Annotated in this window: 26 protein-coding genes and 1 tRNA gene; 17 read left to right on the forward strand and 10 right to left on the reverse strand. The window is 53.4% G+C overall.

What is annotated here, in order from left to right:
* Nucleotides 1–24 precede the first annotated feature (24 nt).
* From ACOMDU_RS04480 to ACOMDU_RS04510, 7 genes are all read left to right on the forward strand, one after another.
* A complete protein-coding gene (locus ACOMDU_RS04480; RefSeq protein ID WP_421129240.1) occupies nucleotides 25–531 on the forward strand; it encodes a DUF6550 family protein in 507 nt (168 codons plus the stop codon).
* A gap of 208 nt (nucleotides 532–739) precedes the next feature.
* The gene (locus tag ACOMDU_RS04485) at nucleotides 740–955 is read left to right on the forward strand and encodes a helix-turn-helix domain-containing protein (protein ID WP_119979988.1); all 216 of its coding nucleotides are present in this window, start codon (nucleotides 740–742) and stop codon (nucleotides 953–955) included.
* Nucleotides 948–2405 (forward strand): RNA-binding domain-containing protein, encoded by a 1458-nt coding sequence (locus tag ACOMDU_RS04490; RefSeq protein ID WP_421129241.1) that lies wholly within the window; start codon nucleotides 948–950, stop codon nucleotides 2403–2405. Before ACOMDU_RS04485 ends, ACOMDU_RS04490 begins: the two co-directional genes overlap by 8 nt.
* 92 nt (nucleotides 2406–2497) lie before the next feature.
* A complete protein-coding gene (locus ACOMDU_RS04495; RefSeq protein ID WP_421129242.1) occupies nucleotides 2498–4504 on the forward strand; it encodes a type I restriction-modification system subunit M in 2007 nt (668 codons plus the stop codon).
* Entirely contained in the window at nucleotides 4501–5814 is a 1314-nt protein-coding gene (locus tag ACOMDU_RS04500; protein WP_421129243.1) for a restriction endonuclease subunit S, read from the forward strand. Before ACOMDU_RS04495 ends, ACOMDU_RS04500 begins: the two co-directional genes overlap by 4 nt.
* 2 nt (nucleotides 5815–5816) lie before the next feature.
* Nucleotides 5817–6416 (forward strand): DUF4145 domain-containing protein, encoded by a 600-nt coding sequence (locus ACOMDU_RS04505; RefSeq protein ID WP_119979984.1) that lies wholly within the window; start codon nucleotides 5817–5819, stop codon nucleotides 6414–6416.
* Nucleotides 6416–9388, forward strand: coding sequence for a type I restriction endonuclease subunit R (locus ACOMDU_RS04510; protein ID WP_421129244.1), 2973 nt, complete (start codon nucleotides 6416–6418; stop codon nucleotides 9386–9388). The genes ACOMDU_RS04505 and ACOMDU_RS04510 overlap by 1 nt, the downstream gene beginning before the upstream one ends.
* Before the next feature lie 59 nt (nucleotides 9389–9447).
* Here the strand turns inward: ACOMDU_RS04510 and ACOMDU_RS04515 are convergent, their stop codons facing one another.
* The gene (locus ACOMDU_RS04515; protein WP_421129245.1) at nucleotides 9448–10212 is read right to left on the reverse strand and encodes a hypothetical protein; all 765 of its coding nucleotides are present in this window, start codon (nucleotides 10210–10212) and stop codon (nucleotides 9448–9450) included.
* A 335-nt stretch (nucleotides 10213–10547) separates the two neighbouring features.
* Between ACOMDU_RS04515 and ACOMDU_RS04520 the strand changes: the two genes are divergently transcribed.
* The 6 genes from ACOMDU_RS04520 to ACOMDU_RS04545 all read left to right on the forward strand — a co-directional run bounded on the left by ACOMDU_RS04520 (nucleotide 10548) and on the right by ACOMDU_RS04545 (nucleotide 15435).
* The gene (locus ACOMDU_RS04520; protein WP_421129246.1) at nucleotides 10548–10778 is read left to right on the forward strand and encodes a hypothetical protein; all 231 of its coding nucleotides are present in this window, start codon (nucleotides 10548–10550) and stop codon (nucleotides 10776–10778) included.
* On the forward strand, nucleotides 10775–11320 hold the full coding sequence (locus tag ACOMDU_RS04525; RefSeq protein ID WP_421129247.1) for a helix-turn-helix domain-containing protein: 546 nt from the start codon (nucleotides 10775–10777) through the stop codon (nucleotides 11318–11320). The genes ACOMDU_RS04520 and ACOMDU_RS04525 overlap by 4 nt, the downstream gene beginning before the upstream one ends.
* 179 nt (nucleotides 11321–11499) lie before the next feature.
* Nucleotides 11500–11934 carry a hypothetical protein gene (locus tag ACOMDU_RS04530; protein WP_421129248.1) on the forward strand — a complete coding sequence of 145 codons (435 nt, stop codon included), beginning with the start codon at nucleotides 11500–11502 and terminating at the stop codon, nucleotides 11932–11934.
* Nucleotides 11922–13862: a MobP3 family relaxase gene (gene mobP3 / locus ACOMDU_RS04535; protein ID WP_421129249.1), complete on the forward strand. Its 1941-nt coding sequence runs from the start codon at nucleotides 11922–11924 to the stop codon at nucleotides 13860–13862. Before ACOMDU_RS04530 ends, mobP3 begins: the two co-directional genes overlap by 13 nt.
* Before the next feature lie 69 nt (nucleotides 13863–13931).
* A complete protein-coding gene (locus tag ACOMDU_RS04540) occupies nucleotides 13932–14150 on the forward strand; it encodes a helix-turn-helix domain-containing protein (protein WP_421129250.1) in 219 nt (72 codons plus the stop codon).
* Nucleotides 14151–14205: 55 nt separating this feature from the next.
* A complete protein-coding gene (locus ACOMDU_RS04545; RefSeq protein ID WP_421129251.1) occupies nucleotides 14206–15435 on the forward strand; it encodes a tyrosine-type recombinase/integrase in 1230 nt (409 codons plus the stop codon).
* A 50-nt stretch (nucleotides 15436–15485) separates the two neighbouring features.
* On the opposite strand, the gene ACOMDU_RS04550 is transcribed toward ACOMDU_RS04545, so the two are convergent.
* From ACOMDU_RS04550 to ruvX, 9 genes are all read right to left on the reverse strand, one after another.
* Nucleotides 15486–17090, reverse strand: coding sequence for a DUF2326 domain-containing protein (locus ACOMDU_RS04550; protein ID WP_421129252.1), 1605 nt, complete (start codon nucleotides 17088–17090; stop codon nucleotides 15486–15488).
* Nucleotides 17080–17307: an ABC-three component system middle component 7 gene (locus ACOMDU_RS04555; protein ID WP_421129254.1), complete on the reverse strand. Its 228-nt coding sequence runs from the start codon at nucleotides 17305–17307 to the stop codon at nucleotides 17080–17082. The genes ACOMDU_RS04550 and ACOMDU_RS04555 overlap by 11 nt, the downstream gene beginning before the upstream one ends.
* Nucleotides 17291–18103, reverse strand: coding sequence for an ABC-three component system protein (locus ACOMDU_RS04560; protein WP_421129256.1), 813 nt, complete (start codon nucleotides 18101–18103; stop codon nucleotides 17291–17293). Before ACOMDU_RS04560 ends, ACOMDU_RS04555 begins: the two co-directional genes overlap by 17 nt.
* Nucleotides 18104–18435: 332 nt before the next feature.
* Nucleotides 18436–18511: transfer RNA gene (locus ACOMDU_RS04565), tRNA-Pro, on the reverse strand.
* 491 nt (nucleotides 18512–19002) lie between these two features.
* Nucleotides 19003–20961: a sensor histidine kinase gene (locus ACOMDU_RS04570; protein WP_421129257.1), complete on the reverse strand. Its 1959-nt coding sequence runs from the start codon at nucleotides 20959–20961 to the stop codon at nucleotides 19003–19005.
* On the reverse strand, nucleotides 20958–21653 hold the full coding sequence (locus ACOMDU_RS04575; RefSeq protein ID WP_022135579.1) for a response regulator transcription factor: 696 nt from the start codon (nucleotides 21651–21653) through the stop codon (nucleotides 20958–20960). The genes ACOMDU_RS04570 and ACOMDU_RS04575 overlap by 4 nt, the downstream gene beginning before the upstream one ends.
* A 63-nt stretch (nucleotides 21654–21716) precedes the next feature.
* On the reverse strand, nucleotides 21717–22973 hold the full coding sequence (locus ACOMDU_RS04580; protein ID WP_421129260.1) for a glycosyltransferase family 2 protein: 1257 nt from the start codon (nucleotides 22971–22973) through the stop codon (nucleotides 21717–21719).
* A gap of 161 nt (nucleotides 22974–23134) precedes the next feature.
* Nucleotides 23135–24337, reverse strand: a complete 1203-nt coding sequence (locus ACOMDU_RS04585) for a BaiN/RdsA family NAD(P)/FAD-dependent oxidoreductase (RefSeq protein WP_421129261.1) — start codon at nucleotides 24335–24337, stop codon at nucleotides 23135–23137.
* Nucleotides 24334–24759, reverse strand: a complete 426-nt coding sequence (gene ruvX, locus ACOMDU_RS04590; protein ID WP_421129262.1) for a Holliday junction resolvase RuvX — start codon at nucleotides 24757–24759, stop codon at nucleotides 24334–24336. The genes ACOMDU_RS04585 and ruvX overlap by 4 nt, the downstream gene beginning before the upstream one ends.
* Nucleotides 24760–25057: 298 nt before the next feature.
* Between ruvX and rpmG the strand changes: the two genes are divergently transcribed.
* The 4 genes from rpmG (at nucleotide 25058) to rplK (ending at nucleotide 26525) form a co-directional block, all read left to right on the forward strand.
* On the forward strand, nucleotides 25058–25207 hold the full coding sequence (gene rpmG / locus ACOMDU_RS04595; protein WP_421129263.1) for a 50S ribosomal protein L33: 150 nt from the start codon (nucleotides 25058–25060) through the stop codon (nucleotides 25205–25207).
* A gap of 18 nt (nucleotides 25208–25225) precedes the next feature.
* Nucleotides 25226–25435 carry a preprotein translocase subunit SecE gene (secE, locus tag ACOMDU_RS04600; protein ID WP_022135574.1) on the forward strand — a complete coding sequence of 70 codons (210 nt, stop codon included), beginning with the start codon at nucleotides 25226–25228 and terminating at the stop codon, nucleotides 25433–25435.
* 10 nt (nucleotides 25436–25445) lie between these two features.
* On the forward strand, nucleotides 25446–25973 hold the full coding sequence (gene nusG / locus ACOMDU_RS04605) for a transcription termination/antitermination protein NusG (RefSeq protein WP_421129264.1): 528 nt from the start codon (nucleotides 25446–25448) through the stop codon (nucleotides 25971–25973).
* A 126-nt stretch (nucleotides 25974–26099) separates the two neighbouring features.
* Entirely contained in the window at nucleotides 26100–26525 is a 426-nt protein-coding gene (gene rplK / locus ACOMDU_RS04610; protein ID WP_022135572.1) for a 50S ribosomal protein L11, read from the forward strand.
* The last annotated feature ends 13 nt before the right edge of the window (nucleotides 26526–26538 follow it).

The raw sequence follows: 26538 nt of genomic DNA on the forward strand, positions 1-26538 counted from the left end.
TACATCCAAAGAGGAGGAACCAAAATGAAAAAGAGAATCATCGTTACCGCGGTTACCGCGGCGATTACCGCCTGTCTCGCCCTGTGTGCCGCCGTGTGGCCGCAGGCCGAAACGGTCGAGAAAACACCCGCGCCGAGCGAAACGACCGCCGTGACCACTCCACGGCCGACACTTCCGGAAGCAGAGAAACCGGTGCTGCCAGTGGTAACAGAAAAGAAAGAATCGAAAATGCCGGAAGCTGAATCAGCCCCGGAAGTAGCCACCGAGGAGTTGCCCATCCCTGTACCGGAAATAGAAGATGAAGCCGAGACAGAACAAGAATATGTACCTCTTACGCAGACAGATTCCATCCCGGTACAGCCCACGCAACCTGAACCTAAATCGGCACCGGAGCCAATAGCTAACGATAATGAACTGGCGGATATGGTCTATGTCCCCGGCTTTGGCTGGATACAAAGCGAAGGCCCCAATCATGTCGAGTATGCCGAGGATATGTACGAGAACGGCAACAAAATTGGCACCATGGGCTGACCTCAAAAATTGCGCCGCATAAACAATGAAATAACCGCAGGGGAGCAAAAAAAGCATTCCTGCGGTTACCATTTGCCAGTTTATAATTCAAAATCTCTCGTCTGGAAAGGACATCACGAATCTGAAAATTGGATTTTCAATAGACAAACTGAAGCTGCTGTGTTAGAATTAACCTGTATTAGTGTATACTCTGACACGAGGTGTTACGATGACGATTTGTTATAATAAGCTGTGGAAACTCCTGATTGATAAAAACATGAAAAAGAAGGATCTGCGTCTGGCTACCGGCATGTCTACGACCGCCCTTGCCAAGCTGGGCAAGAACCAGCATGTCAGTACAGAGATTCTGACGAAAATCTGCACCGTACTGGATTGCGACTTCTGCGATATCATAGAGCTCGTAAAGGAGGAAAACCATGATTGACTTTTCCAAAATCGAGCAGTATCGGGAGAACAACCGTATTGAGGCAAAGAAAGCCCTTGGCGGTCTGCCCAAAAGCATTTGGGAAACCTACTCTGCCTTCGCCAATACCCACGGCGGCATTATCCTGTTGGGCGTGGAAGAATGGGCGGATAAATCCCTGCACACGGTAGATCTGCCCGACCCTGACAGACTCATTAAGGAGTTCTGGGATATCGTCAATAACCCCAATAAGACCAGCGTGAATGTCCTGTCCTCCAAGGATGTATTTGTCCAAGAGGTGGATGGCGACCACATTGTGGTCATCAATGTTCCCCGCGCGGAACGCTCCTATAAACCGGTGTATGTGGACGGCAATCCGCTCTGCACCTACCGCCGCAACGGTGAGGGCGACTATCGCTGCACCAAGGAGGAATATCAGGCCATGGTGCGGGATGCTTCCGTGAAAACCCAAGACATGCTCATCCTGAATGAAATGGACTTGACGGTGTTCAACAGAGAAAGCATCCGCAGCTATCGCCAGAGAATGCGCCTCTCCCGCCCCGGCCATGTGTGGGAAGCGCTGGAGGACGAAGATTTTCTCCTGAAGCTGGGTGCTGTGGGCATCGGCTCTAATGGAAAGAAGCATCCCACTTCTGCCGGACTTCTCATGTTCGGCAACGAATACGATATTGTGCGAGAATTCAACGCTTACTTTCTGGACTATCAGGAACAGTATGACGCTGATACCCGTTGGACTGACCGTATCATATCTTCTTCCGGCGACTGGAGCGGCAATGTGTATGACTTCTATTTCCGGGTCTACAACAAGCTGATTCAGGATATCAAGGTTCCCTTTAAGATGGAGGGTGGCACCAGAGTGGACGATACCGATGTGCATAAAGCTCTGCGTGAAGCGTTGGCGAACTGCCTGGTTCATGCTGACTATTATGGCAGACAGGGGTTGGTCATCGTCAAAAAGCGTAATAGCATTACGATGTCTAATCCGGGCAGCTTCCGCATCGAAATTGATGCCGCAAAGAGCGGCGGTGTTTCTGATCCGCGTAATGGAGCGATGCTGAAGATGTTCAACCTGATTGATATTGGTGAGCGTGCTGGTAGCGGCATTCCGAATATCTTCCGCGTCTGGCGCGAGCAAAATTGGACAACTCCGGAGATTACAGAGCAACTCGAGCCGGAGCGGACAACATTAACGCTCTTATTCTCCAAGAGTGACGATAAAAAAGCGGCGATAAAGAGTGACGATAAAAAAGCAACGATAAAATCTGCCCGGCAGAAAGAAGAAATCATTGCATACCTTACTGATCATATTTCGGCCAGAAGTGCCGATATTGCAGAGCTCCTTGGAGTCAAAAGTACACGAGCCAAGAAACTCCTCTCTGAACTGACTGCGGAGGAAATTGTCGTAGCCGAAGGCGGAAATCGAAACAGAACTTATAAGCTGAAATCTTAATAGTCCAGAATAACGGGTAGAAACTTTAGTAAGATACCATTCAGGATATGATCATTGGTGCCTTATTACAGCGAGAAAGGAAACGAAGAAATATGGACAATCAGGTGCATAATCAAATAGTTAGTTTTATATGGAGTATCGCAGACGACTGCCTGCGTGATGTTTATGTGCGCGGCAAGTACCGTGATGTGATCCTGCCGATGACGGTCATCCGGCGTTTGGATGCTCTTTTGGAGGACAGTAAAGAGTCTGTCCTGGATATGAAGAAAAAGTTGGATGCGGCAGGTATCGATAACCAGTGGCCTGCGCTATGCAATGTGGCAGGGCAGGCTTTTTGCAATGCGTCGCCGTTCCGTCTACGTGACCTTACCAGCCGTGCGAAAAAGCAGACCTTAAAAACGGATTTTGAAGCATATCTTGACGGCTTCTCTCCGAATGTGCAGGAGATCCTGGAGAAGTTCAAGTTCCGTAATCAGATCGATACCATGATCGAGGCAGACATTCTCGGCGCAGTTATTGAAAAATTTATATCTTCGGATATTAACCTCAGTCCGAACCCGGTGTACAAAGATGAAGAAAAGACCATTCTCAAGCATCCCGGTCTGGACAACCACGGCATGGGTACGATTTTCGAGGAACTGATCCGTAAGTTCAACGAGGAGAACAACGAGGAAGCCGGCGAACACTGGACGCCCCGTGATGTTGTTGAGCTGATGGCAGACCTTATCTTTATGCCGATTGCGGATCAGATCAAGGACGCTACTTACTCCTGCTATGATGGGGCCTGCGGAACGGGTGGTATGCTCACCGTTGCACAGGATCGGCTTATGACACTGGCGACACGGCGCGGCAAAAATGTTTCTATCCACCTTTTTGGGCAGGAGATCAACCCGGAAACCTATGCCATCTGCAAAGCGGATATGTTACTCAAGGGTGACGGCGACCAGGCAGAACATATCAGTTACGGCTCAACGCTGTCCTTGGACGGCAACGCCACCCGGCAGTTTGACTTCATGCTCTCAAATCCGCCTTATGGCAAGAGCTGGAAAACCGATGCCGAAAAGATGGGCGGCAAAAAGGAAATCCTCGACAGCCGTTTCAACGCTTATCTGGACGGCGGGGAGCAGCTCACGATGATTCCGCGCACAAGCGACGGTCAGCTTCTGTTTCTGTTGAATAACGTGGCAAAGATGAAGAAAGACACGCCCCTCGGCAGCCGCATTGCGGAGGTGCATAACGGTTCGTCCATCTTCACGGGCGATGCGGGAAGCGGCGAAAGCAACGCCCGCCGCTATATGATTGAGAACGATCTGGTGGAGGCCATTATCGCCGTGCCGGAGAATATGTTCTACAATACGGGCATCGGCACATTCATTTGGGTGCTTTCCAATAAGAAAGAAGAACGCCGCAAGGGCAAGATTCAGCTCATCGACGCAACGGCGATGAAGTCGGCGCTGCGTAAGAACATGGGCAAGAAGAACTGCGAATTTACCGAAGAAATCCGCAAGGAGATCGTTCGCATGTTCCTTGCAATGGAGGAAAGCGAAGTCAGCATAATTTTGAACAACGAGGACTTCGGTTATTGGAATGTGACGGTGGAGCGGCCGCTGCGTTTGCGCGTGTATCCTGACAGAGCAATTCCGGCGGATACATTCAAGAAGTCGGATGAATACGACAGCGTGATCGTAGCTATTGAAAAAGCTGCGAAAACCGCACCGTTGGATGATTGGACCGCTTTTGCCAAGGCTACCAAGCTGAAAGCCGCCGCATTGAAAAAGGTACGCCCCTTTATCACGGAGAAAGACCCGGCCGCGCAGCCAATCGAGGGTGAACCGGATGTTGACCTGCGCGACACGGAGAACATTCCGTTCCCCTATGAGGGCGGCATTGATGCCTTTATGAAAAACGAGGTGCTGACCTATGCACCGGACGCTTGGGTGGACGAGAAGAAAACGCAGGTCGGCTATGAAATCAGCTTTACGAAGTATTTCTACAAGCCCGTGGAGCTGCGCCCCATGGATGAGATTTTGAAAAGTCTAAAAGAGTTGGAGCAGGAAGCGGACGGGTTGCTGGCGGGTATCATGGAGGGTGTGCAATGAGCGGATATGCGGAATATCGTGAAGCAAATCTTCCGTGGTTGAAAGCTGTTCCGGCTCATTGGGAGATACGAAGAAACAAAAATATATTCACGGAGCAGAAAGAGATTGTTGGCGAAAGGTCAGCAGATTACACACTACTCTCATTGACGCTCAATGGTATTATTCCCCGTGACATGGATGGAGGGGGTAAATTCCCTGAGTCATTTGACAAATACAAAATCGTAAAAAACGGGGATATGGCATTTTGCCTTTTTGATATTGACGAAACGCCACGCACAGTTGGTCTGTCTGGTTACAATGGAATGCTTACTGGCGCATACACAATTATGCGCGTTAGCAACATTAACGCCCGATTCATCTATTATTACTATCTTGCCTTAGACAACGGTAAGATGCTAAGACCACTGTATACTGGGCTTAGAAAAACAATAAACATTAACACATTCCAAAGCACAAAAGTTCCTGTCCCGCCCCGCGAGGAGCAGGATCAGATTGTGCGCTTTCTGGACTGGAAGGTTTCGGGCATCAATAGGCTGATTGCGATAAAGAAACAACGTCGCGCCCTCATATTTGATCTAATTCAACTGCATTTGTTCTCCGATGATGTTTCTCAATCTTCTATAGGAAGAATTGAAGCTGCTTTTCCAGAACACTGGAAGTCCATTAAAGCAAGATGCATTTTCAGTGAACGCATAGAGAAAGGTCATACGGAAGATGAGCTTTTGGCCGTTACTCAAGATAAGGGAGTCGTTTTTAAGAAAGACTGCGACAGTCATTATGTACAGCCAAGCAATTTTGAGAGTCAAAAACTTGTTTACCCTGGTGATTTCATTATTAGCTTAAGGTCATTTCAAGGTGGCATTGAGCACTCAAGAATCAAAGGTCTTGTTTCCGCGGCCTACACGGTTATGGAACTCAATCCGTCGTATTCACGTATTGAAGAGTATTACGGTTTTCTGTTTAAATCAAAGCCGTTTATTCAATACTTGAATTCCTGCGTTAATGATATAAGGGATGGAAAGAAAATTGGTTATAAAGACTTTCGAGACTGCCCATTGCCAATTCCACCTGTACGCACGTTAGAGAAAATCAACATACTGAGAAAGGAGTACGATAAAGCCACAGAAGAACTTAATAGATGTACAAGTTTGCTTCATGAGCTACGTACGCGTCTTATTTCCGATGTTGTGACAGGCAAAATCGATGTCCGTAGCATTGAAATCCCCGAATACGAATTTGTGGATGAAGATAACGATAATGTAGATGAAAATTTGGAACAAGGTGCGGACGAGCCTCCTGAGGAGGAATAAGTATGATAGAGATAAAAGAATGGACTTGGAAGGCCATTCCCAAAAAAGAGATGACTGCAAAAACAATAACCTGTCCATACTGCGGCGTGCGGGTACAGGCGGGTTCTACCACCAGAATTGTCGATACAGCTACCGGTGCCATTAAATATCAAATTCACAAATGCCCGGAGTGCTTCATGCCGGTCATCATTGGTCTTGACGGAAAAATCATACCGCAGTCACAGCTGCTGCCCTATGAAGATGTACGCTTTCTACCGCCCAATGTAGAAAAGCTGTATAACGAATGCAGAAAGTGCTTTCTAAATGAGTGTTATCACTCGGTTATAATGGTTTCACGAACATTGTTAATGTATATTGCGGTTGACAAGGGCGCTGATGTGGGAAAACGCTTCGTCGAATACATAGATTTTTTGGAAGTGAATGGCTATATCGGTAGCCAAAACAAAGCATGGGTCGATAAAATAAGAAAGATAGGAAACAAGTATACGCACGAAATGGGAATGGCAACCCAAGAAGATGCCGATAAGGTTATTGTATTTATAAAACAGCTATTGGGCAACTTATATGAGATGCCTCATTTAGCAGAAGAGGAGGAAGCGTAATGCCGACCAATACCAAGGAAAGCGGATTCGAAGTTCTCATTGTAAACTGGCTTGTTGAGCACAACGGATATGAAGAAGGCTTCAACACCGACTACAACAAAGAATACGCCATTGACGAGACTCGGCTTTTTCGGTTCCTGCAGGATACGCAACCGGAGCAATTAGAGAAGCTGGGCATCCGGAAAAGTCATCAAAAATACGCACAGTTTCTCAACCGTTTACAGGGCGAGATTTCTAAGCGCGGCATAGTTGACGTGCTGCGAAACGGCATCAAAGTATACCCCGCCGACCTGATCATGTTTTACCTGACTCCATCTGAGGGCAACGCAAAAGCTAAAGAGCTGTTCCAAAAGAATATTTTCAGCGTCACCCGACAACTCCGCTATTCACAGGATGCAGCCAAACTGGCACTGGATCTGTGCGTATTTATCAATGGCCTCCCGGTTATTACATTTGAACTAAAGAATCAGATCACAAAGCAAAATGTTGATGATGCCGTTCAGCAGTACAAGGATGACCGTGACCCGCGCGAGATGCTTTTTCAGTTCAAGCGCTGCATGGTGCATTTTGCCGTAGACGATGCCCGTGTCAAGTTCTGCACGAAACTTGCCGGACAAGACAGCTGGTTTCTGCCCTTTGACAAGGGATATAATGATGGTGCAGGAAATCCACCAAATCCCAATGGCATCATGACGGATTATCTTTGGAAGGATATTCTCACCAAGGAAAAGCTGACGCTGATCATAGAAAACTACGCGCAGGTCGTCGTCGAGGTGGACGAGGACACCAAAAAGAAAAAGGAAAAGCAGATTTTCCCCCGCTACCATCAGCTCGATGTTGTAACGAAGCTGCTTGCCGATGTGAAAACAAATGGTGTCGGAAAAAAGTACCTTATTCAGCACAGCGCAGGCAGCGGTAAATCCAACTCTATCGCTTGGCTTGCTCACCAGCTTATCGGACTTGAGCAGGACGGCCGTCCGATATTGGATTCCGTTATCGTAGTCACTGACCGCCGTATCCTCGATAAGCAAATTCGGGATACGATCAAGCAGTTTATGCAGGTCGGCAGCACGGTTGCATGGGCGGAGCACTCCGGCGATCTTACGAAAGCCATTACCGATGGAAAGCGTATTATCGTGACCACGATTGAGAAGTTCCCGTACATTGTTCCGCAAATTGGAGCAGAACACAAGGATAACCATTTCGCCATCATCATCGATGAAGCTCATTCCGGACAGAGCGGAAGAAACTCTGCGCAGATGAACCTTGCGCTTTCCGGACTTGCTTCCGATGACGAAATGGACAACGAGGATAAAATCAACGCCATGATGGAAGGGCGCAAACTGCTGAACAATGCCAGCTACTTTGCGTTTACCGCAACCCCGAAGAATAAAACGTTGGAAACATTCGGCGTTCCATATCAGGACGGTGACGATGTTAAACACAGACCTTTCCACGTTTATACAATGAAGCAGGCGATCCAGGAAGGATTCATTCTGGATGTGCTGCAATACTACACGCCCATTGACAGCTTCTATAAGTTAATGAAAACCGTCGAGGATGACCCGATGTTCGATAAGAAGCGGGCGCAGAAGAAGCTACGCAGCTTTGTGGAAAGTGACAGCTATACCATCGCCAAGAAAGCGGCTATGATGGTAGACCACTTCCACGAACAGGTCATTGCCAAAGGAAAAATCGGCGGGCAGGCTCGTGCTATGATCGTGACCTCCCGCATTCCCCGCTGTATCGAATATTATTACGCCATCAACAAATGCCTTGCGGACAGGCGCAGTCCATATAAAACGATTATCGCCTTTTCCGGCGAGAACAAGTATCAAGGTCAGGAACCGCCGCTTACCTCTGCCGGATTGAACGGTTTCCCGGACGCTAAGATACCGAAGGAGTTCAAAAAAGACCCGTATCGCATTCTCATTGTTGCGGATATGTTCCAGACAGGCTTTGATGAACCGCTGCTCCACACCATGTATGTGGACAAGGTGCTTTATGACATCAAGGCGGTACAGACGCTCTCTCGCTTGAACCGCTGCTGTCCGAAGAAGTATGATACTTTCGTCTTGGACTTTGCAAACAAGCCGGAGATGATTCAGGAATCATTTTCGCGATATTACCGCACCACGATTTTGTCCGGCGAAACCGATCCGAATAAGCTATACGACCTGGTTGCAACAATGGAGGGATACCAGGTGTTCTCCAACGAAGATGTCGAGCGGCTTGTCAATTTGTACCTGGATGGAGCGGATCGCGACAAACTTGATCCCACATTAGATGCCTGCACTGCCGTTTACAAGCAGCTTGACACGGATGACCAGATTAAATTTAAGAGCGCAGCAAAGGCGTTTGTGCGTACCTATGGCTTTCTCGGAGCGATTTTGCCATATGGTAACGCAGACTGGGAACGGTTGTCCATCTTTCTTAATTTGCTGATACCAAAGCTGCCATCTCCACGAGAGGACGATCTTTCGCAGGGGATTCTTGAAAAGATCGACCTCGAAAGTTACCGCAACGAAGCGCGTGAGGTCATGTCCATTCGCCTGGAAGATGCCGATACGGAGGTGGCTCCCGTACCGGCGGGAAAGGTTGGGCATATCGTTGAACCGGAAATGGATTTGTTGTCTGTCATTCTCTCCAATTTCAATGATATGTTTGGTAACATCAATTGGAATGATGCGGATAACGTGCGGCGGCAGATCCTTGAGATACCGGCCATGGTCTCTAAGGACGAAAAATATCAGAATGCCATGAGAAACTCTGATGAGCAGAGTGCGCGCTTGGAAAGCGAACGTGCGTTGCAACAGGTCATCTTTTCAATTATGGCGGACAATATGGAATTGTTTAAGCAGTTCCAGGATAATCCTTCGTTTAAGAAATGGCTGTCTGATCTTGTATTTAATTTGACCTATAACAAGGATGGTAAACCTTACGAGAATCCTGATGCAGCTTCAACTGACTGAGTAAAAAGCATAGTTAGAGGGAGTGAAGCACCGCAAGTGCTTCACTCCCTCTTTCATAGTCATTCTTTTCTCTGCGACCCATTCAGGCTGGCCCAGTGCTGGCGCAGCAGCCTTTCTGCTTCTCTGCGAAGGGAACTTTGGAACATGACAGCCACAACCAATGCGCTAAGCACTGCAGCCACGGGCTCCAGCCAGGGATATGCGGTCCAAAGCTGTTCTCCCCAGCAAGCAAGCGGAACACCAACAAGCAGCATAAACAGCAAAATAATGATGACAACGTCGGGCCTGCCGTAGCCTTCACGTCTCTTGATTTTGGCCCGTATCTGTCGAAGCGCACGGGCGCGGATATCTCGGATGTTTCTGGACGAGCACTGTTTGTCCTGTGCGACGGACTCGGTGGACTCGCCGTTGATGACGGTGCGGAACAGAACCTCCCGCTGTAGTTCAGTCAGCTCACGCAGTCCCTCGTCAATTTCTTTGCGCACATACATGAGCGGGTCTTCATCAGATCCCTCTGGCAGATACTTCGCCCGGTCAAACCAGCGCATATCATCGTAGATCGCGTTGCGCACTTCCTCCGGCAGGAACGCTTCCGGATTGTAAGATCTGGGCTGTTTGATATCCACATCTTCCAGAGTGTCCGGCGCAACTCGCTTGTGGAAGTTGGCCTCACTGTAGTAGAGCATGTGCTCCAGCTCCTTCCACTCCTCCGGATGCTCCTTCACCCACTGGTCTGCAGCGGCGGCAGCTTCCGGGTCCATTTCGTGTATCCAGCGCCAATCTGCCTGAAGCTCTTTATAAGATTGGGTATCCTTGAAGGACATGAACTCACCACCCTTTCTGCATTCACAAAAAGTTTACAATTCCAGACCTTCCGATTTTGCGATTTTTCTCTAAGTAATAGTAGAAGGACAATTTCACCCGGGTGAGGTTGCCCCTGGTTCGGTACGGCACGGTCTCCGCGCCGACGAACCCACATGGCCTTTGACAGAGCACCCCATGAGAGCATGTGCGCTCTCTGCCATACGGCGATCCGCTCGGAAGGTCATTCCATCTCTGGCCGTGCTCCCGGGAGCACGGTCTTTTGCTATGTGCCGTTTCCAACGCACGGCTATATAAATCATTTTAACACGGAGGAGGCGAAAAAGATAGCTCACAGATGAAAGTAAAAGACTCAGCTGCAAAGCAGAGGAGGGATGCACACCAGTACGACCGCAAAACAAAAACCGCCGTGACTGCGGCAACAGTCCGGCGGCTCGGCGCACACACAGGCACGCACAAATCTACTGATAAAAGTATATCAGGCAAACAGCAGAAAAGCAATGATATTTTTTCTGTTCCCTGTGTGAGCGTCATCGGACTCTACAACAACACAGGAGGTATGAATTGAGTTACAAGAAATGGCCCAAGCGCAGCGCAGAGAAAAACTATTTTATGGTGCCCAACGAGATATTCAGCATCGGTCTGGATTACCGGGAGATCTCCCTCTACACCTATCTGCTCCGGTGCGAGAATCGTAAGACCTACCAGTGCTACCCCAGTTACAAAACCATCGGCCATGCGATCGGCATGAGTGAAAATACGGTGGCAAAGTATGTGCGGCAGCTGGAGGAGAAAGGTCTCATCTACACGGAGCCGACGATGGTACGAAGCAAAGATGGCAGACCCCTGAATGGAAATCTGCTCTACACCGTTCGCCCTATCCAAGGTGTACTCGAAGCATTCTATGAGCGGCAGTTCCGGCAGGCAGAGGAGGCTGCCGCCCGCTATCGTGCGGCGCAGCTCCTCGAAAAGTCCAACGCCCAGGGCCGCCAGAACGCCTTGTGTGCGCCTTTCCGGGAGGAAGCGAGTCCCAGTCCCAGCCAGAGGATTGAAGCCGGATGTGAGCCATTTTCGGCAGGCTTTTGCAGGACGAAAGAAAAAGCAGGATAAAGGCATGGCGTCGCACACACCGCCGCAGCCGTCACTTCTGCCCGCAGTGCGGGCAGTTTCGGGAGCTTGAAGCTGGCGTCTTTGCGAGGCAAAATAAGCACCGATGGCGTCAGCTTCCCCGAAAAGCCCCGTGTTGCAGGGCTTTTCAAGGATGTCTTACAGCAAAAAGGAGGAATTGAATGAGTAAAGAAACCAGAGATCGTATTGCATTCCGGATGCAGCCGGAAACCAGAAGAAGGATCGAGCAGTGGTACGCCGCCGACAACTGCCAGAGCAAAAATGAGTTCATCGAGAAAGCCGTGAACTTCTATGTGGACTATCTGGGAATACAGGACAACACAACGCTGCTGTCCATGGCAATCATGTCTGCCATCGACGGCAGGCTGAGCAGACTGGAGGACTATATTGCCCGCAGAGATTTTACCAGATGCGTGGAGCAGGACATGACCAACGGTATCATCGCCGAAGCGTTCGAGATGGACCGGGATGACTTAAAGCGCATACGCGCGCAGAGTGTCCGGAATGTAAAGGCCACAAACGGTACCATCTCTCTGGAGAAGTATGCGCGCTCCCGTCAGGAGCCGGACTGGGATGATGACGAATGGCAAGACTGATCCTCAAGAGTCCCTATATCAAAAGCACCGGCGGGGCCTCCGGATACCTTCGCTACATCGCGACCCGGGAGCGGGTGGAGCTTATCCCGGATGACCGTCCGCCCACCCGAAAGCAGGAGCAGCTCATCGCCAAACTGGTCAAAGACTTCCCGGACAGCAAAACGCTCTACGAGTACGAGGACTACCTGACGAAGCCCACCAAGGTCAACGCCTCTGCGTTCATCACGCTGGCGCTGGAATCCAACTGGGATGCCATCCACGAGTCAGAGCAGTACATGAAGTACATCGCCACCCGGCCTCGTGCTGAGCGCAACGGTACTCACGGCCTGTTCGGTGATGACGACGCCGTTTCGCTGGAGAAGGCCATGGAGGAGTTGGAGAGCTACACCGGAAACGTGTGGACGCACATCATCTCCCTCAAGCGTGAGGATGCTGCCCGGCTCGGCTTCGACAACGCCGCAGCGTGGAGAAATCTCATCCGCGCCCACCGCAACGACATCGCGGCGGCAATGAAGATCCCACCCGGCGACTTCCGATGGTACGCTGCCTTCCACGACGAGGGAGAGCATCCGCACATCCACATGATGGCATGGTCCGCAAAAGCGGGACAGGCCTATCTGTCCAAGGAGGGCATCCGTCAGATCAAGTCCAAGCTGACCAATGATATCTTCCGCAACGAAATGCTCCATCTCTATGAACAGAAGTCTGAGTCCAGAGATGAGCTGGTGCGGGAGGCGCGGCGGGCAATGCTGGAGCTGGTGCAGACCATGCGGGATAGTATGTGCGACCACCCGGATGCCGAGCGGCTCATGCTGGAGCTGGCGGCGCAGCTCGGAGCGGTCAAGGGAAAAAAGTCCTATGGCTATCTTCCCAAGCGGTTAAAGAATCTGGTGGATGAGATCGTGGACGAGATGGAACGGCTCCCTGTCGTGAGCAAGTGCTATGAAAAATGGATGATGCTCCAAGGGAAGGTGGACAGCTACTATCACGACAAGCCCCAGGAGCGCATCCCGCTCTCACAGCAAAAGGAGTTCCGGCAGATCAAGAACGCTGTCATTCAGGAGGCGGAGCGCCTGCACTTGGGTGAGATCGGCTTCGAGGAGAAGGGCCTCAATCAGCAGGACGAGCCGGAGGAATACCGCAACGCCTCCTACGACTACTGGGCGCTGCGGGACATCATCCGGGACGAGCACCTGACCATGGAGGAACGGAGCGACGCCGTCTCTGAAATGGACAAACTGGCAGAGAACGGTGATATGTATGCCCAGTATCTGATGGGAAAGCTCTGGCGGGACGGTTCTCTGCTGATACCGGACTCGGTGAACGCCCGGTACTGGTTCGAGCAGGCGGCGGAGCAGGGCCATCTGGCGGCGCAGTACTCTCTGGCCAAGCTGTACCTCTCCGATGATGTGGAGGTACGGAATATCCGTTTGGGGTTGAATTGGATCTACACCGCCGCGGTCAACGGCAGCAGCTGCGCCATGTATCGGCTGGCCAAAGAGTGTCTCAAAGGCGAGCATATCAAAAAGAATACCGCCAGCGCGTTGGAGTGGTTCACCAAGTCGGCGGAGGGAGGAAATCCCTACGCCCAGTACATGCTGGGCAAGCTGTACCTCACCGGCAAGGAAGCTCCCTGCGATGAGGAGCGGGCCGTCCACTGGCTGACCCGATCCGCCGAGCAGGACAACCAGTATGCACAGTATCTCCTGAACCACTTGGAGGAAAACCGTCCGCCCTCTGCAATGCTGGCGGTGACTCGGCTGCTCCATCACATGAGCTGGGTGTTCCGGGACAACTCCGTACCCAAGTCCCGCCCCGGAGGAATCCAGATCGACCGGAAGCGGCTGAAAAAGCTGCAGGAGAAGCGCATCGCCCTGGGCCACAAGCCGGATGACCATGAGGAGCAGTGGCCCGACATGACCATGTAAGCGGCGCAAAAACTGCGCCGCAAAACAAAGAACTAAAACCTTTCCGCGCGGAGGGTAGAAAGGAACTGAATGAGAAAATCCAAATACAACTCTTTTGATGAACTCCCGCTGATGCTGACCGTGGAGGATGTGTCCCATGTGCTGGGCATCGGTCTGGCCCACGCCTATGAGGTGGCCCACCGCAGGGATTTCCCCACCATCACCCTGGGCAGCCGCATCATCGTTCCCCGTGATAAATTCATGGAATGGATCGACGAACAGGCCACGAAAAAATCTGAAATATTTTAGTAGCTATTCCAAAAACTCTGTGGTATGTGTTTGTGTTAAAAAGGAGGGATCATAAATGGCCAAGAAACGAGCCAACGGCGAGGGCAGCATCCGAAAAAAGCCCAGCGGCCGCTGGGAGGGCAGATACACCCAGGGCATCGACCCGGTCACCGGCCGAGCCATCCAGAAAAGCGTGTCTGCCAAGACCCAGGCGGAGTGCAAGGAAAAGCTGGCGAAAGCCATTCGGGAGAATCGCGGCGCGCCGCTCAATCACACGGGCGACTACACCGCAGCGGAGTGGTGCCGCCTGTGGTTTGAAACCTACAGCAAGCCCAACATCCGCTACAACACCGCCAAGGGCTATGAGGGGATCATCGAGCACCACATCATCCCGGCCATCGGCGCGATCAAACTCAAGCAGCTCTCGTCCATCCACATCCAGCGAATGTATAACGACCTGAAAGAAAACGGCAGGATGCCCCGTGGGTCGAAGCAGAACGACAAGCCCCTGTCCAACACCTTCGTGCGGCGTGTCCATGCGGTGCTGCAGGCGGCGCTGAAGCAGGCGGTGAAAGAGCGGCTCATCCCGTACAATCCCTGCGAGAACTGCCGCATCCCACCCAAGGACAAGAAAGAGATGACCATCCTCCCGCCGGAGAAGATCGGCAGGTACCTCCAGGAAGCGGAGAAGTACGGTGTCCTGCCCATGTTCTATCTGGAACTGTCCAGCGGTCTGCGCCGGGGAGAACTGCTGGCGCTCCAGTGGGAGGACTTGAATGTGAAGGAGCGCATCCTGACGGTGAACAAGCAGGTCACCCGCATGGAAGGCGAGCTGGATGTGACGGAGCCGAAAACGAAGAACTCCGTCCGCAAGGTGGCGCTGTCGCAGCAGGCGGTCGACCTGCTGGTGCAGGAGCATGAACAGCACCCGGACAACCCCATCCTGTTCCCGTCGCCCCGCACAGGCGGCTACTGGAGTCCGGACGCCGTGTCGCGGATCAACCGGAAGCTGCTGAAAAACGCAGGCATCGAGGAGCACGTGCGCTTTCACGACCTCAGACACACATTCGCCACCATGGCGATCTCCAGCGGCGTGGACGTGAAGACCCTGTCCAGCATGCTGGGCCATTACAGCGCTGGGTTCACTCTGGACACCTACACGCACATCACCAACGATATGCAGCGAGGTGCGGCTGAGAAGATCGGCGGCTTCATGGAGTCGGTCACGGCAGCCAACACCCCGGAACCTCCCGACCCACCGGAGGAAAGCCGGTGCAAGGTGATACCGTTCGAGAGAGTGGGATAAAAGAAAATGGGCTCGCCAGAAATGGCGAGCCCATAAAAGTTGCAAACAGTTTATCCCCAAGAACGTCCGAACAACTCTTGACCGTTACTGCTTAATCTCAATACGGCAGATTCCCCGAGAAGGCGAGATGTCTTTTCGCTATACGAATCCTGTTTATCCAGAGCGATGATGACTTGTTTACCGCAAGAGGAATACAGCTCAATAATTTTCTCAATCGCATCATCTGAAATCTGTTTCAGTACGACCGAGTCATGTACCAGAAGCGGCAGTTTTGTAAGGCTCAGCACAGCGAGATCATATACAACAAGTCCCTTATATGCAATGCCAGTGCCAGTATCATCCGGAGTGAAGAAATCATATCCGGTGTCGGTAAAGTTCAGTATGGGAGCGTTGTAGGATCCCTCGTAGATAGCATCGTTGAGTCGGCTCATTTCTTCGTTGAGCCGGTAGGAAACTAAAGCTAATTGCTGTTGCTTAATTGTTTTCAGCCGCTCCGCGTCAGCATCTCGGTCCTCTTTCAGCTGCTGTAGTTTTTCGTAAGCATCATTTTCCTTTTGCATCCGGTCTTTCTCGCGAAGCAGTTCTGCGTGACGAGTTAGAACAACCTTAGAAAGGTTGGGGTTTTGAACCAGTTCCTGAAGCTGAGCTTCGTATTCGTGGATGATCTGGTCATACTCAGCCAGTTCTTTTTCAAGCTTAGAACGGTCTGATCTCAGTTCAGCCTTGAACACGGAGGAAATCGTTCTGTGGAACCCCTCAATCTCATCCAAGTGTGCAACGGCCGCTTCTGGGAAAAAGTGCTGTAAATCAGCGAAGGAATCGGTTGTAGAGGAAAAGGCATAGTTGCCATTTTCGTCAAGCAAATCCCATCGGGCTTTCACTTTGCTCCTTGCGCGCCGAGCTCTGGATAGTAATTTCTTGATATAAACCGCCTGTTCAGATGCTGCAGCATCTACATCAAGTAAACCGCGTTCCAATCCAGAAGAAAGCTCCTCAATTTGCGCAGCAATACTGCGAATCTCTTTTTCGTTTTTGTCGTGTACACGCTTGGTGATTTTTGCAATAAACTGCAAAGCTTGCGCCTTTTTATATGCAGTCAATTCCGCATCAGAGCGCTGGGCTGCGGCCTCTGTTTCCTTGAGAGGTGTATACGCATCGAAAAGTTTCAGAAGCGCCGTGCATGCCTTTTCTGCTTTCTCTGTAGCCTGGTAGTGCAGCGGATGCCGCTCATCGCAATTGTTTTTCCCATATACTCGAATATATCGACCAACTGCATCTCGGAAAGACAGTTCTGGCAAAGATATTGCATACTTCGAGTCCAGCCATTTGCAGTAATCATTCAGCCCGATTTCTTCAACCTTCTCGTAAGAATCATTGCATTTCCAAACAGTATGGGCATTAATGCTGTTTCTGCAAAACTTAAAGATTTCTTCGCCAAAAATAAAAGAGAAGTATATATCGTGGGAACCGACATTTTCGATGATGTCCGTTGTACCTGCATATGTGCTACCACCGAAAACATAGTCAATTATCAGTAGGAAGGTGGATTTCCCGATAGAGTTGTCGCCTGCATTGGTACCCAACACCACACTAAGTCCAGGATTGAAAACAATTCGCTTCTGGTGAAATTGTTCACAGTAAATCTCATGCAACATAACAGAGCACCTCGCGTTCTGCGTCATATCTAATTCTTTGGAGAGCAAACAGGCAGTCCAGAGTATCCATGAAATCCTCAATACTACTGAAATGCTTCGTGGTAGCATCATACAGAGCTAACACTCCCGTGTCAGCATCTTGCAATACCGAGAGCACTGGCGGGAACTTACTGATTACACTTTCACCATAAGATGTGATTTTACTCGGTAATCTCATGGAACACCTCACAGTTCTGAACAAAGAAGGAGACAACTGCCTCACAAGCCTCTCTGGATGTAGAGCACGTTTTTGCCATTACCCAATTTACGAGTTGGTCAAATATGTCACTCTTGTTATCTGAGAGACCCTCCATTTTAATAAAGCAACTTTTAATCTGAAGGCTGAGCGCATCCAAACGAAAACCGTTAATCCCCTCCAGTTCTTTAAAGCGGTCACGGATGTAAGGATAGTAGCTGGTCACATTCATGCTGACCCGGTTTTTCAAGAGGAACTCATTTGTGGAGAATTTTTTGGTTAATCGGGCGGGTATGTAGCTCAGCGTGGCGGCTTCGTCTTCACGCAAAAAACAAACTTTTGCCACAACATCTGCAATTTGCGGTTCCAGCCCCATTGTCAGTGTAGCTTCGTGGAGGTCTGTAAGCTGTAGAAAATGTTGCTTTATCTTCAGGAGTTTTAGGTAGTCCTCCACCGTGGTGTGGTAGTCCTGCTGATTGTGACAATCTTTACATAATGCGATCTTGTTTTCAAAGGACTCGGAATTATCCCCCAAACGAGGCAGTTTACTTAAAAGTTCATACTGTTCTTCAGTCGGACTATTCGGAAAAATATGGGCAATCTCATATAACTTATTTGCCTTTCCTTGTTTATTGTGTCGAAGGATTTTTCCACAAAGAGGACAGGAAAAAGAAACCTCTTTTAGGTACAGTTGCTGCTCAGCTTCAGTTGGGGCTTTGCGCTTTTTCAAATAGGGATCAGCCGCAATTGCTTTTGCAATAGCGTCGCTCTTTGCCATATTAAATCACTCTCCCTAATTGGTCAAAATAAAAGACCGCACGGGAACACACCCATACGGTCGCCTTGGTGGCGCAAAGGCCTACCGTAAAGATATTATAGTGCATAACGCTGAAAATTTCAAGATATTGTCACAACTACACGTAAAAAACGGCGAAAACACACCAGTTAGGGATGGGTTAGGGATTTTGCGGTCTTCGGCGTTCTCCCGCACCGAGGTTGCGACTGCCGTTTTACCTCTCTGGCCACAATTGGGATGTGGTTAAGCACACTTCAAAAATTGAACTTATAACGCAGAAAAACCGCCTTTTTAGGCGGTTTTTCTGGGAAAGGTGGTCCGAGTGACAGGATTCGAACCTGCGGCATCCTGCTCCCAAAGCAGGCGCGCTACCAACTGCGCTACACCCGGTTATTAAGTTATTTTATCCGGCTGGGCGTATTCTCCCAAACCAGGCGCGATACCAACTTCGCTATACCCGGATATTCAATTTCTGCCATTATACCACGGCGAGGGAGAAAATCAAAGATTTTTCTGTCTGTGGTCATTTATGTGGTCAAAGGCGATTTTGTGCCGCTTTCTGCAATCGGGGAAAATCCCGCAAACGCAGGCGTCGCAAGGCTTTGCGGCGTTTCGCCTCACCCCATCCCGGATACAACCACGGCACTCCCAAAGCAGGCGCGCTACCAACTGCGCAACACCCCGATATTAAGTTTTTTCAGAGCTTCCGCATGTATTCCCAAATCAAGCGCGATACCAACTTCGCTATACCCGGATACTTTTTCAGTATAGCACAGCTGCGGGTGGAAGGGAAGAGAAAATTTTTGGTTTACATAAATAAGGTCGTCATCGGCGGGCGCTTGCCTGCCGATGACGACCTTATTCAGATCTGTATAAAACACTTAGCTTGCTGCGCTCTCCGACAGCGGGAAGGTGATATCCGCGCGGAAAAGGTCGGCGTCGATGGCCAGGTCGAAGCGGCCGCCCTGCAGCTGCACCAGGCTGCGGGCGATGGACAGCCCCAGTCCGCTGCCCTCTGTGTGCCGCGAGGCATCGCCGCGCACAAAACGCTCCATCAGCTCGTCGGGGGAGATATTCAGCTCGTCCCGCGAGACGTTCTTGAAGCTGATGGTAACGGCCTTCCGGGACAGCGTGGAAACCACGTAGACCCGTGTGCCGGGCAGGGCATATTTGCAGATATTCGATACCAGGTTGTCCATGACGCGGCTCAGCAAACGACTGTCGGCGCGGATGACGGTACCCGGTGCGGGAGGCTGCGTTACCAGCGTCAGCTGGCAGGCGGCCAGCCGCTCCTGATACTCCCCCTGAATCTGGGAGAACAGTACGTTCACGTCCGTGGGCTGCAAATCCACATTCAGGGCGCCGGAGGAGGCCTTGGATGCTTCCACCAGATCCTCGGTGAGTTTTTTCAGCCGGTGGCTCTGCCGGTCCAGCACGGCGATGTACTCCCGGGCCTCTGGGGAGGGGATGTCCTCCTTTTTCAACAGATCCACATAGTTGACGATAGAGGTCAGCGGCGTCTTGATGTCGTGGGACACGTTGGTGATGAGCTCTGTCTTCAGGTGCTCGGCCTTCATCTGCTCCTGCACCGCCTGCTCCAGGCCGGACTGTACATCGTTCAGCTCCTGCCCGTAGCGCTTGAAGTCGCCGATGAGGTACTTCGTGTCGATGGGCGAGGAGAAGTCGCCGTTCGCCAGCTTTTCGCCGCCCTTCTGTAGCGTCCGCAGATTGACGGCTACATACAGCACCGCCAGCAGTTCTGCGAGCTTCAGTGCCAGAAACGGCGCGGCGAGGGTGCCGTAGTAGTCCTGCATGAAGAGGACGGATTCAATAAACACCAGTATCAGCCCCGCCAAAGCTGTCTTCCAGATCAGCGGCAGGCTTTTGGCGATGCGCCACAGCCCCAGAAACAGCGAACGGACAATGCGCCAGAGGAACCGGGCTATCCGCGCGATCAGCGCGCTCCGCAGGACGGTGCCCGCCTTGCACTGGGCGGCAAAGGCGCACAGGAACAGCAGCACCAGCGGCACCAGCGCCGCGCAGAAGAAAACGCGTCCCCACCCGTAATAGAACGCTTCCCAACCAATGAAAAACGTACACAGCAGTACGATCAGCCATACATCCGCGGGGATCTTGTCCAGCCACGTCAGATGGATGCCCTCATGCCTCGCCCAATGGCCGGCAGAGGCCATGAGGAAGCAGAAGAAGAACAGTGCCAGCGCCGCGAACAGCACGGTCAGAATCACCGTCAGGGCGGTATGCTCCACCAGCCACATGTCCAGCAGATAGGAATAAGAGGGCACCTCCTCGGTGCGCAGCAGATCGGCGGCAATGGTGACCATGGCGGTGTTGCCGGTGTTCAGCTGATAGGTGAACGTCTCCTGCGTGGCGTACAGCGGCTTGTCGCCGTCTGTCAGCTCAAAATTTTCAAAGGTACCGACGACCTCCCCATTTCCTCTGACGGTGACGGTCAGGTGACAGTCGGCGGCATCGCGGGAGAACTCCTCCGCAAATATACGGGGCAGGTCGCTGATCACCTGAGCCCGCTCCTCCTCGGTGACATCTCCATTTTCAACGGTACTGTAGTCATAGGTGCCGTCACTGACCAGCACGCCCGCATTGGCCAGCGTGCCGCGCAGGAAGCTGTCGGCGATGTCGATGGATCTGACGCAGTTTCCCTCGTACATCGTCTGGCGCAGGAAGTCGCCGCCGTCCAGAAACACGTCGTAGCTGATAAGGATACCCACGCCCACGCCGCCCAGAACGGTCAGAACGCCGAACACCAGCGTCAGCACGAAGGCGGCGGCCTTCGCCCACGTCTTGTCTAAAAATCCCTTCATGAGATGCCGCCCTCCATCTTATAGCCCTTTCCCCAGACCACCTTGATATATCGCGGCTCTGAGGGGTTGATCTCCAGCTTTTCCCGCAGGTGGCGGATGTGCACGGCGATGGCGCCCGCGGCGTTCAGCGGCACGTCCTCCCACACCCGGCGGTAGATCTCGTTGGGGGAGAACACCGTCCCCGCGTTCCGCATGAGGAACCGCAGGATGTCGTACTCCTTGGGTGTCAGCGCCACTGGGTCGCCGTCTACGGTGACGGTCTTGGCGTTGTCATCCAGGCAGATGCCGCCGATGATGAGCGTGCTGGCCTGCACCTGCCCGCCGCCCAGCTGCAAATACCGCCGCAGCTGTGAGCGTACCCGGGCCAGCAGCTCCACCGGGTTGAAGGGCTTGGTGATATAGTCGTCCGCGCCCACGTTCAGCCCCAGGACCTTGTCGGTGTCCTCGCCCTTGGCGGTCAGCAGGATCACGGGTACGTTGCTGGTCTGCCGCAGCTGGGCCATGGCGGACAGTCCGTCCATGACGGGCATCATGATATCCATCAGAATGAGGTGCACGTCCTCCCGCGCCGCCGCGGCCAGGGCCTCTTTCCCGTTGCAGGCGGACAGCACCCGGTAGCCCTCGGCCTTGAGATAGATCTCCAGCGCGGAGACAATATCCTTTTCATCATCAACGACCAAAATCGTGTACATAGAGGGACCTCCTGTGGGTGTGGTATATCTCTATCATACCCCTATTCCCGCCTTTGCACAAGGTCAATTCTTCACAGCGGTGGAGGGGAGCGACGCCAGGTTTACGCTGTGGTGGATGGGCTTCCACTCCACCTTCATAAACAGTGCCGCCAGCGAGATGGGCAGATACGTCAGCATGAACAGGGGGAACGTGAAGGTGAAGGCGACCTTCTTCCACGCCGGCGCGTGGATGCGCCGCCACTCGCTGGCCACGGTGATGCCGCCCAGCACCAGCAACGTGGCCAGGATGCTGCCCATGCACTCCAGCAGGGAACGCATGGCGAACCACACGCCGTCCCCCTGAAGCAGGCCCAGCACCGACAGCGTCAGGTTGGCCAGCAGGCCCAGGGCCGTCAGGATAAACGCCGGCAGGATGGACATGGACATATCGAAGCAGCTCCAGCTGCCCCGGGCTGTGCCCTTCAGCAGCTCCGCGCCGTAGCGGCGGAACACCTGTATGTAGCCCTTGGCCCAGCGCAGACGCTGGCGGACGGACTGGCGGAAGCTGGTGGGCTGCTCGTCGTAGAGCACCGCGTCTTCGCAGATGGCGATCTTTTCGCCGCGGAGGATGTGGTAGATGGAGAACTCAATGTCCTCCGTCAGCAGATAGAACCGCCAGCCATGGCTCTCGTCCAGTATCCGCTGCGAGAACAGAAAGCCCGTTCCGCCCACGGCGGCGCTGCTGCCCAAACGGTTTCGCGCGCCGTTCAGATAGCGGCTCTCCCGCAGGAACCACAGGGCATACCCGGCGCTGATCCAATTGTCGCCGAAGTTTTTGCTGTTGCGGTAGCTGGTCACGATCTCGTTTCCGGCGGAGAAGCTCTCGTTCATGCGCTCGAGATAGTCCGGCGAGAGGATGTTGTCCGCGTCGAACACGAAATAGCCGTCAAAGCCCTCCGGATAGTCTGCGCCGATGTGCTGCAGCAGAAAATCCAGGGCATAGCCCTTGCCCACGTTCACGTGATTGAAGCGCTCATACACCACCGCCCCATGTTCCCGCGCGATGGCGGCGGTGCTGTCGGTGCAGTTGTCCGCCGCCACGAACACCGTTACCAGGGACATATCGTAGGTCTGCGCGGCCAGTGAGTCCAGCAGCCCGGCAATGACGTTTTCCTCGTTCCGCGCAGCGATGAGCACCGCGTACCGATGGGACGCGGCAGGGCGGGGAAGGGGCCGGCGCTTTTTCAGCAGCACCAGCGGGATATAGAGAAATTGATAGGTGTAGCAGATAAAAAACAGCGCCGAGATCACGGCATTGATGGTCCGCAGCGTGGGTTCCATAGGGGCACTTCCTTTCTTTCCTTTCTGGCTCCATGGTACCGAAATGCCTCTTAAGAAACAAGCAGGGGGAGGATTAAGACTTTATTAAGACGAAAAAGTAAACCTGTAAGCTGCCGCGGGCAGTTTACAGGTTTACCATAATAAATATTATTGTCAACTAATTACAGCAGCAGCCCGGCCAGATGCCCGGATGACCAGGCCCATTGCAGGTTGAAGCCGCCGCAGTCGCCGTCCACGTCCAGCACCTCGCCGCAGGCGTACAGCCCCGGGACGACGCGGCTTTCCAGCGTTTCCGGGTCAAATTCCTCCGTCCGCAGGCCGCCCGCCGTGACCTGTGCCTGGTCAAAGCCGCAGGTGCCGGTGATAGGGAGCGCAAAACGCTTCGTCTGCCGGGCGATACGCTCCAGATCGCTGTCGGTGAGGTCGGCGGCGCGCTGAGTGGTGAACCCGGCGGCTTTGCAGAGCATCTGCCCCAGCCGGGTGTGGCAGGAGCCTACCAGCAGGGTGGAGGCCTCGTGGGTACCCATGGCCTCCCGCCGCAGGCGCAGCCAGTCCAGCACGTCCCGGGGCTCCCAGTCAGGGAAGAAGTCCAGCGCGCAGACCAGCTCCTCGCCGCCGGTGGACACCGTCCGGGAGATGTCGAAGATCGCCGGACCGCTGACGCCGTATTCAGTGAACAGCACCTCGCCGCGGTTCTCCGCCACACGCTCGCCGCCCCGGAGGATGGCGATGCCGCACTCGGCCTTGATGCCCTTCAGCGCCCGGGGATAGGTGGGATCGGTCCTCAGCTGCACCAGGGAGGGATACAGCACGGTGCGGTGGTGCCCCAGCATTTTGGCAAGGCGATAGCCGTCCATGACGCCGCCTACCTTGCTGCCGGCGGCTCCGCCGGCGGCCAGTATGACCTTCCGCGCGGCGAAGACCTCCGTTTCGGTCCTGACGGTGAAGCCCTCCGCTATTCGCTTTACGGCGGTGACCGCCTGCCCGGTGCAGACCCGGATGCCGGGGCGCTCCAGCGCGTAGCGCAGCACGTCCAGCACACTGCCGGCCATGTTGCTCATGGGGTAGACGCGGCCGCTGTCCTCACTGACCGTCAGCAGCCCAAGAGAGGCAAAATATTGCAGCGTGGCGCCCACATCGAAGGTACGCAGCGCGTGGGCGCAGAAGCCGCTGTCCTCTCCGTGATAGCGGGCGGGAGAGAGGTTGTAGTTGGTCAGATTGCACCGGCCGTTGCCGGTGGCCAGCAGCTTGCGCCCCACCCGGCTCTGCCGTTCCAGCAGGACGACGCTGCGGCCGTTTTCCGCGGCGGTCAGCGCGGCGATCATGCCGCTGGCGCCGCCGCCGATAACGATAACATCCGTCATTTTGCGCCCTCCAGCCTCCGGCGGGTCAGATAGCCCTCCAGCATCAGCGCGGCGGCCACCGCATCCACGGTCTTCTTTCGCTTCTTGGCGTTTTGCCCGTTCTGAAACAGGATGTTGTGGGCGTCGATGGTGGTGCGGCGCTCGTCCCAGAGGATGACCTCCAGCCCGGTCGCCTGCCGCAGCAGCGCGCCGAAGGCGGCGCATTTCTCGGCCCGGGGCCCCTCGGTGCCGTCCATGTTCCGGGGGTAGCCCAGCACCAGCAGCTGTACGCCGTGCTCGGCGATGAGCCGCTGTATACCGGAGAGCACCTCCTCCTGTCGGCGGGAGTGGAGGGTGTCGGAGTAGCCCGCCAGCGTCTCGGTATAGTCGGAAATGGCGATGCCGGTGTGGGCGTCGCCGTAGTCGATGGCCATGATCTTCATGGGGATGTACCTCACTTTTCGCGGCGTGCGCCGCCGCGTTTTTTCACGTTGGCTCTATCATACACAAAATGGCGGCGGGAAGCAACAGAAAATGGGACGAAACCGTGAAAAATACGGGATTTTTCTGCAAAAAACGGTTGACCGGCGGGGGAAAGTGTGGTATAGTGGGCATTACCTGTGAGTGGGTGCTTTCTTTTTGCGCGCTTTTTCGCTTCGGAGGCGCAGGCGGAGATCATCCGGCAGGGAGGCAAAAGGGCGTTCCGGAACGGAAGCCTAATCTAATAAGGAGGTGCCGTTAATGCGCGTGAAGATCACTTTGAGATGCAACGAGTGCAAGCAGAGAAACTACAACACGATGAAGAACAAGAAGAATACCCCTGACAAGCTTGAGCTGAACAAGTATTGCCCCTTCTGCAGAAAGCACACCGTCCATAGCGAGACGAAGTAACCGGAAGGAGATATTGACATGGCTGAAGAGAAGAAGGTCAGTAAGGATCGCGGCAAGTGGTTCCGCGAGATGAGAAGCGAACTGAAGAAGGTCGTTTGGCCTGATGGCAAGACTACCGCCAAGAACACCGGCACCGTCCTGCTGTGCTCCCTGATCGTGGGCGCGGCGATCTGGATCTTTGATGCCGTGGCTGTGCTGGCGGTGGATACCCTCATCGGTCTGTTCTAAGGTACAGGACATGGCTGATAACGCAAAGTGGTATGTGGCACATACCTATTCCGGCTATGAAAACGCGGTAAAGGCCGCCATCGAAAAATCCGTGGTGAACCGCGGGATGGAGGACATGGTCCTCAAGACCGAGATCCCGATGGAGACGGTCACCGAGGTCACCGAGACCGGCGTGATGAAGGAAGTGCAGCGGAAGGTATTTCCCGGCTATGTCCTCATCAAGATGGTCATGACGGACGATACTTGGCACCTGATCCGCAACATCCGCGGCGTCACTGGCTTCGTGGGCGAGGCCGACAAGGCTATCCCCCTGACCGAGGACGAGGTGGCGGCGCTGGGCATGGAGAAGCGCGAGATCGTCGTGCTCTACCATGTGGGCGACACGGTGCGTATCACCGAGGGCCCGCTGTCCAGCTTCACCGGTACCGTGGAGGAGATCGAGCCGGAGAAGAACCGGGTGCGCGTGGTCGTATCCATGTTCGGACGCGAGACCCCCGTTGATCTCGAACTGGACCAGGTCGAGGTCAGCAGTAACTGAGCGCAGAACGTCTGCGCGGAAGTCCGGCGCAGGTGTGCCGGCAAAGTGGGAGAGACGCTGCGCGTCTCGCCAAAAGCGGCAAGTATCCCCGCCGCTACCACATTTTATTGAAGGAGGTGCCTACAAATGGCACAGAAAGTAGTTGGATACGTCAAACTGCAGATCCCCGCGGGCAAAGCAACTCCCGCACCCCCCGTTGGCCCGGCCCTGGGTCAGCACGGCATCAACATCGCTGCCTTTACCAAGGAATTCAACGAGCGCACCAAGAATGACATGGGCCTGATCATCCCCGTGGTCATCACCGTGTATGCCGACCGTTCCTTTAGCTTTATCACCAAGACCCCTCCCGCGGCTGTCCTCATCAAGAAGGAGTGCAACATTGAGTCCGGTTCCGGCGTTCCCAACAAGGAGAAGGTCGCCACCATTTCCAAGGCCTCCATTCAGAAGATCGCCGAGCTGAAGATGCGCGACCTGAACGCCGCGTCTCTGGAAGCTGCCATGAGCATGATCGCCGGTACCGCCCGTTCCATGGGCGTCGTGGTCGGCGAGTAAGGAGGGTGTAAGA

Origin of the sequence: Vescimonas sanitatis, from assembly GCF_049060325.1 — a bacterium.
Classification (GTDB): domain Bacteria; phylum Bacillota; class Clostridia; order Oscillospirales; family Oscillospiraceae; genus Vescimonas; species Vescimonas sanitatis.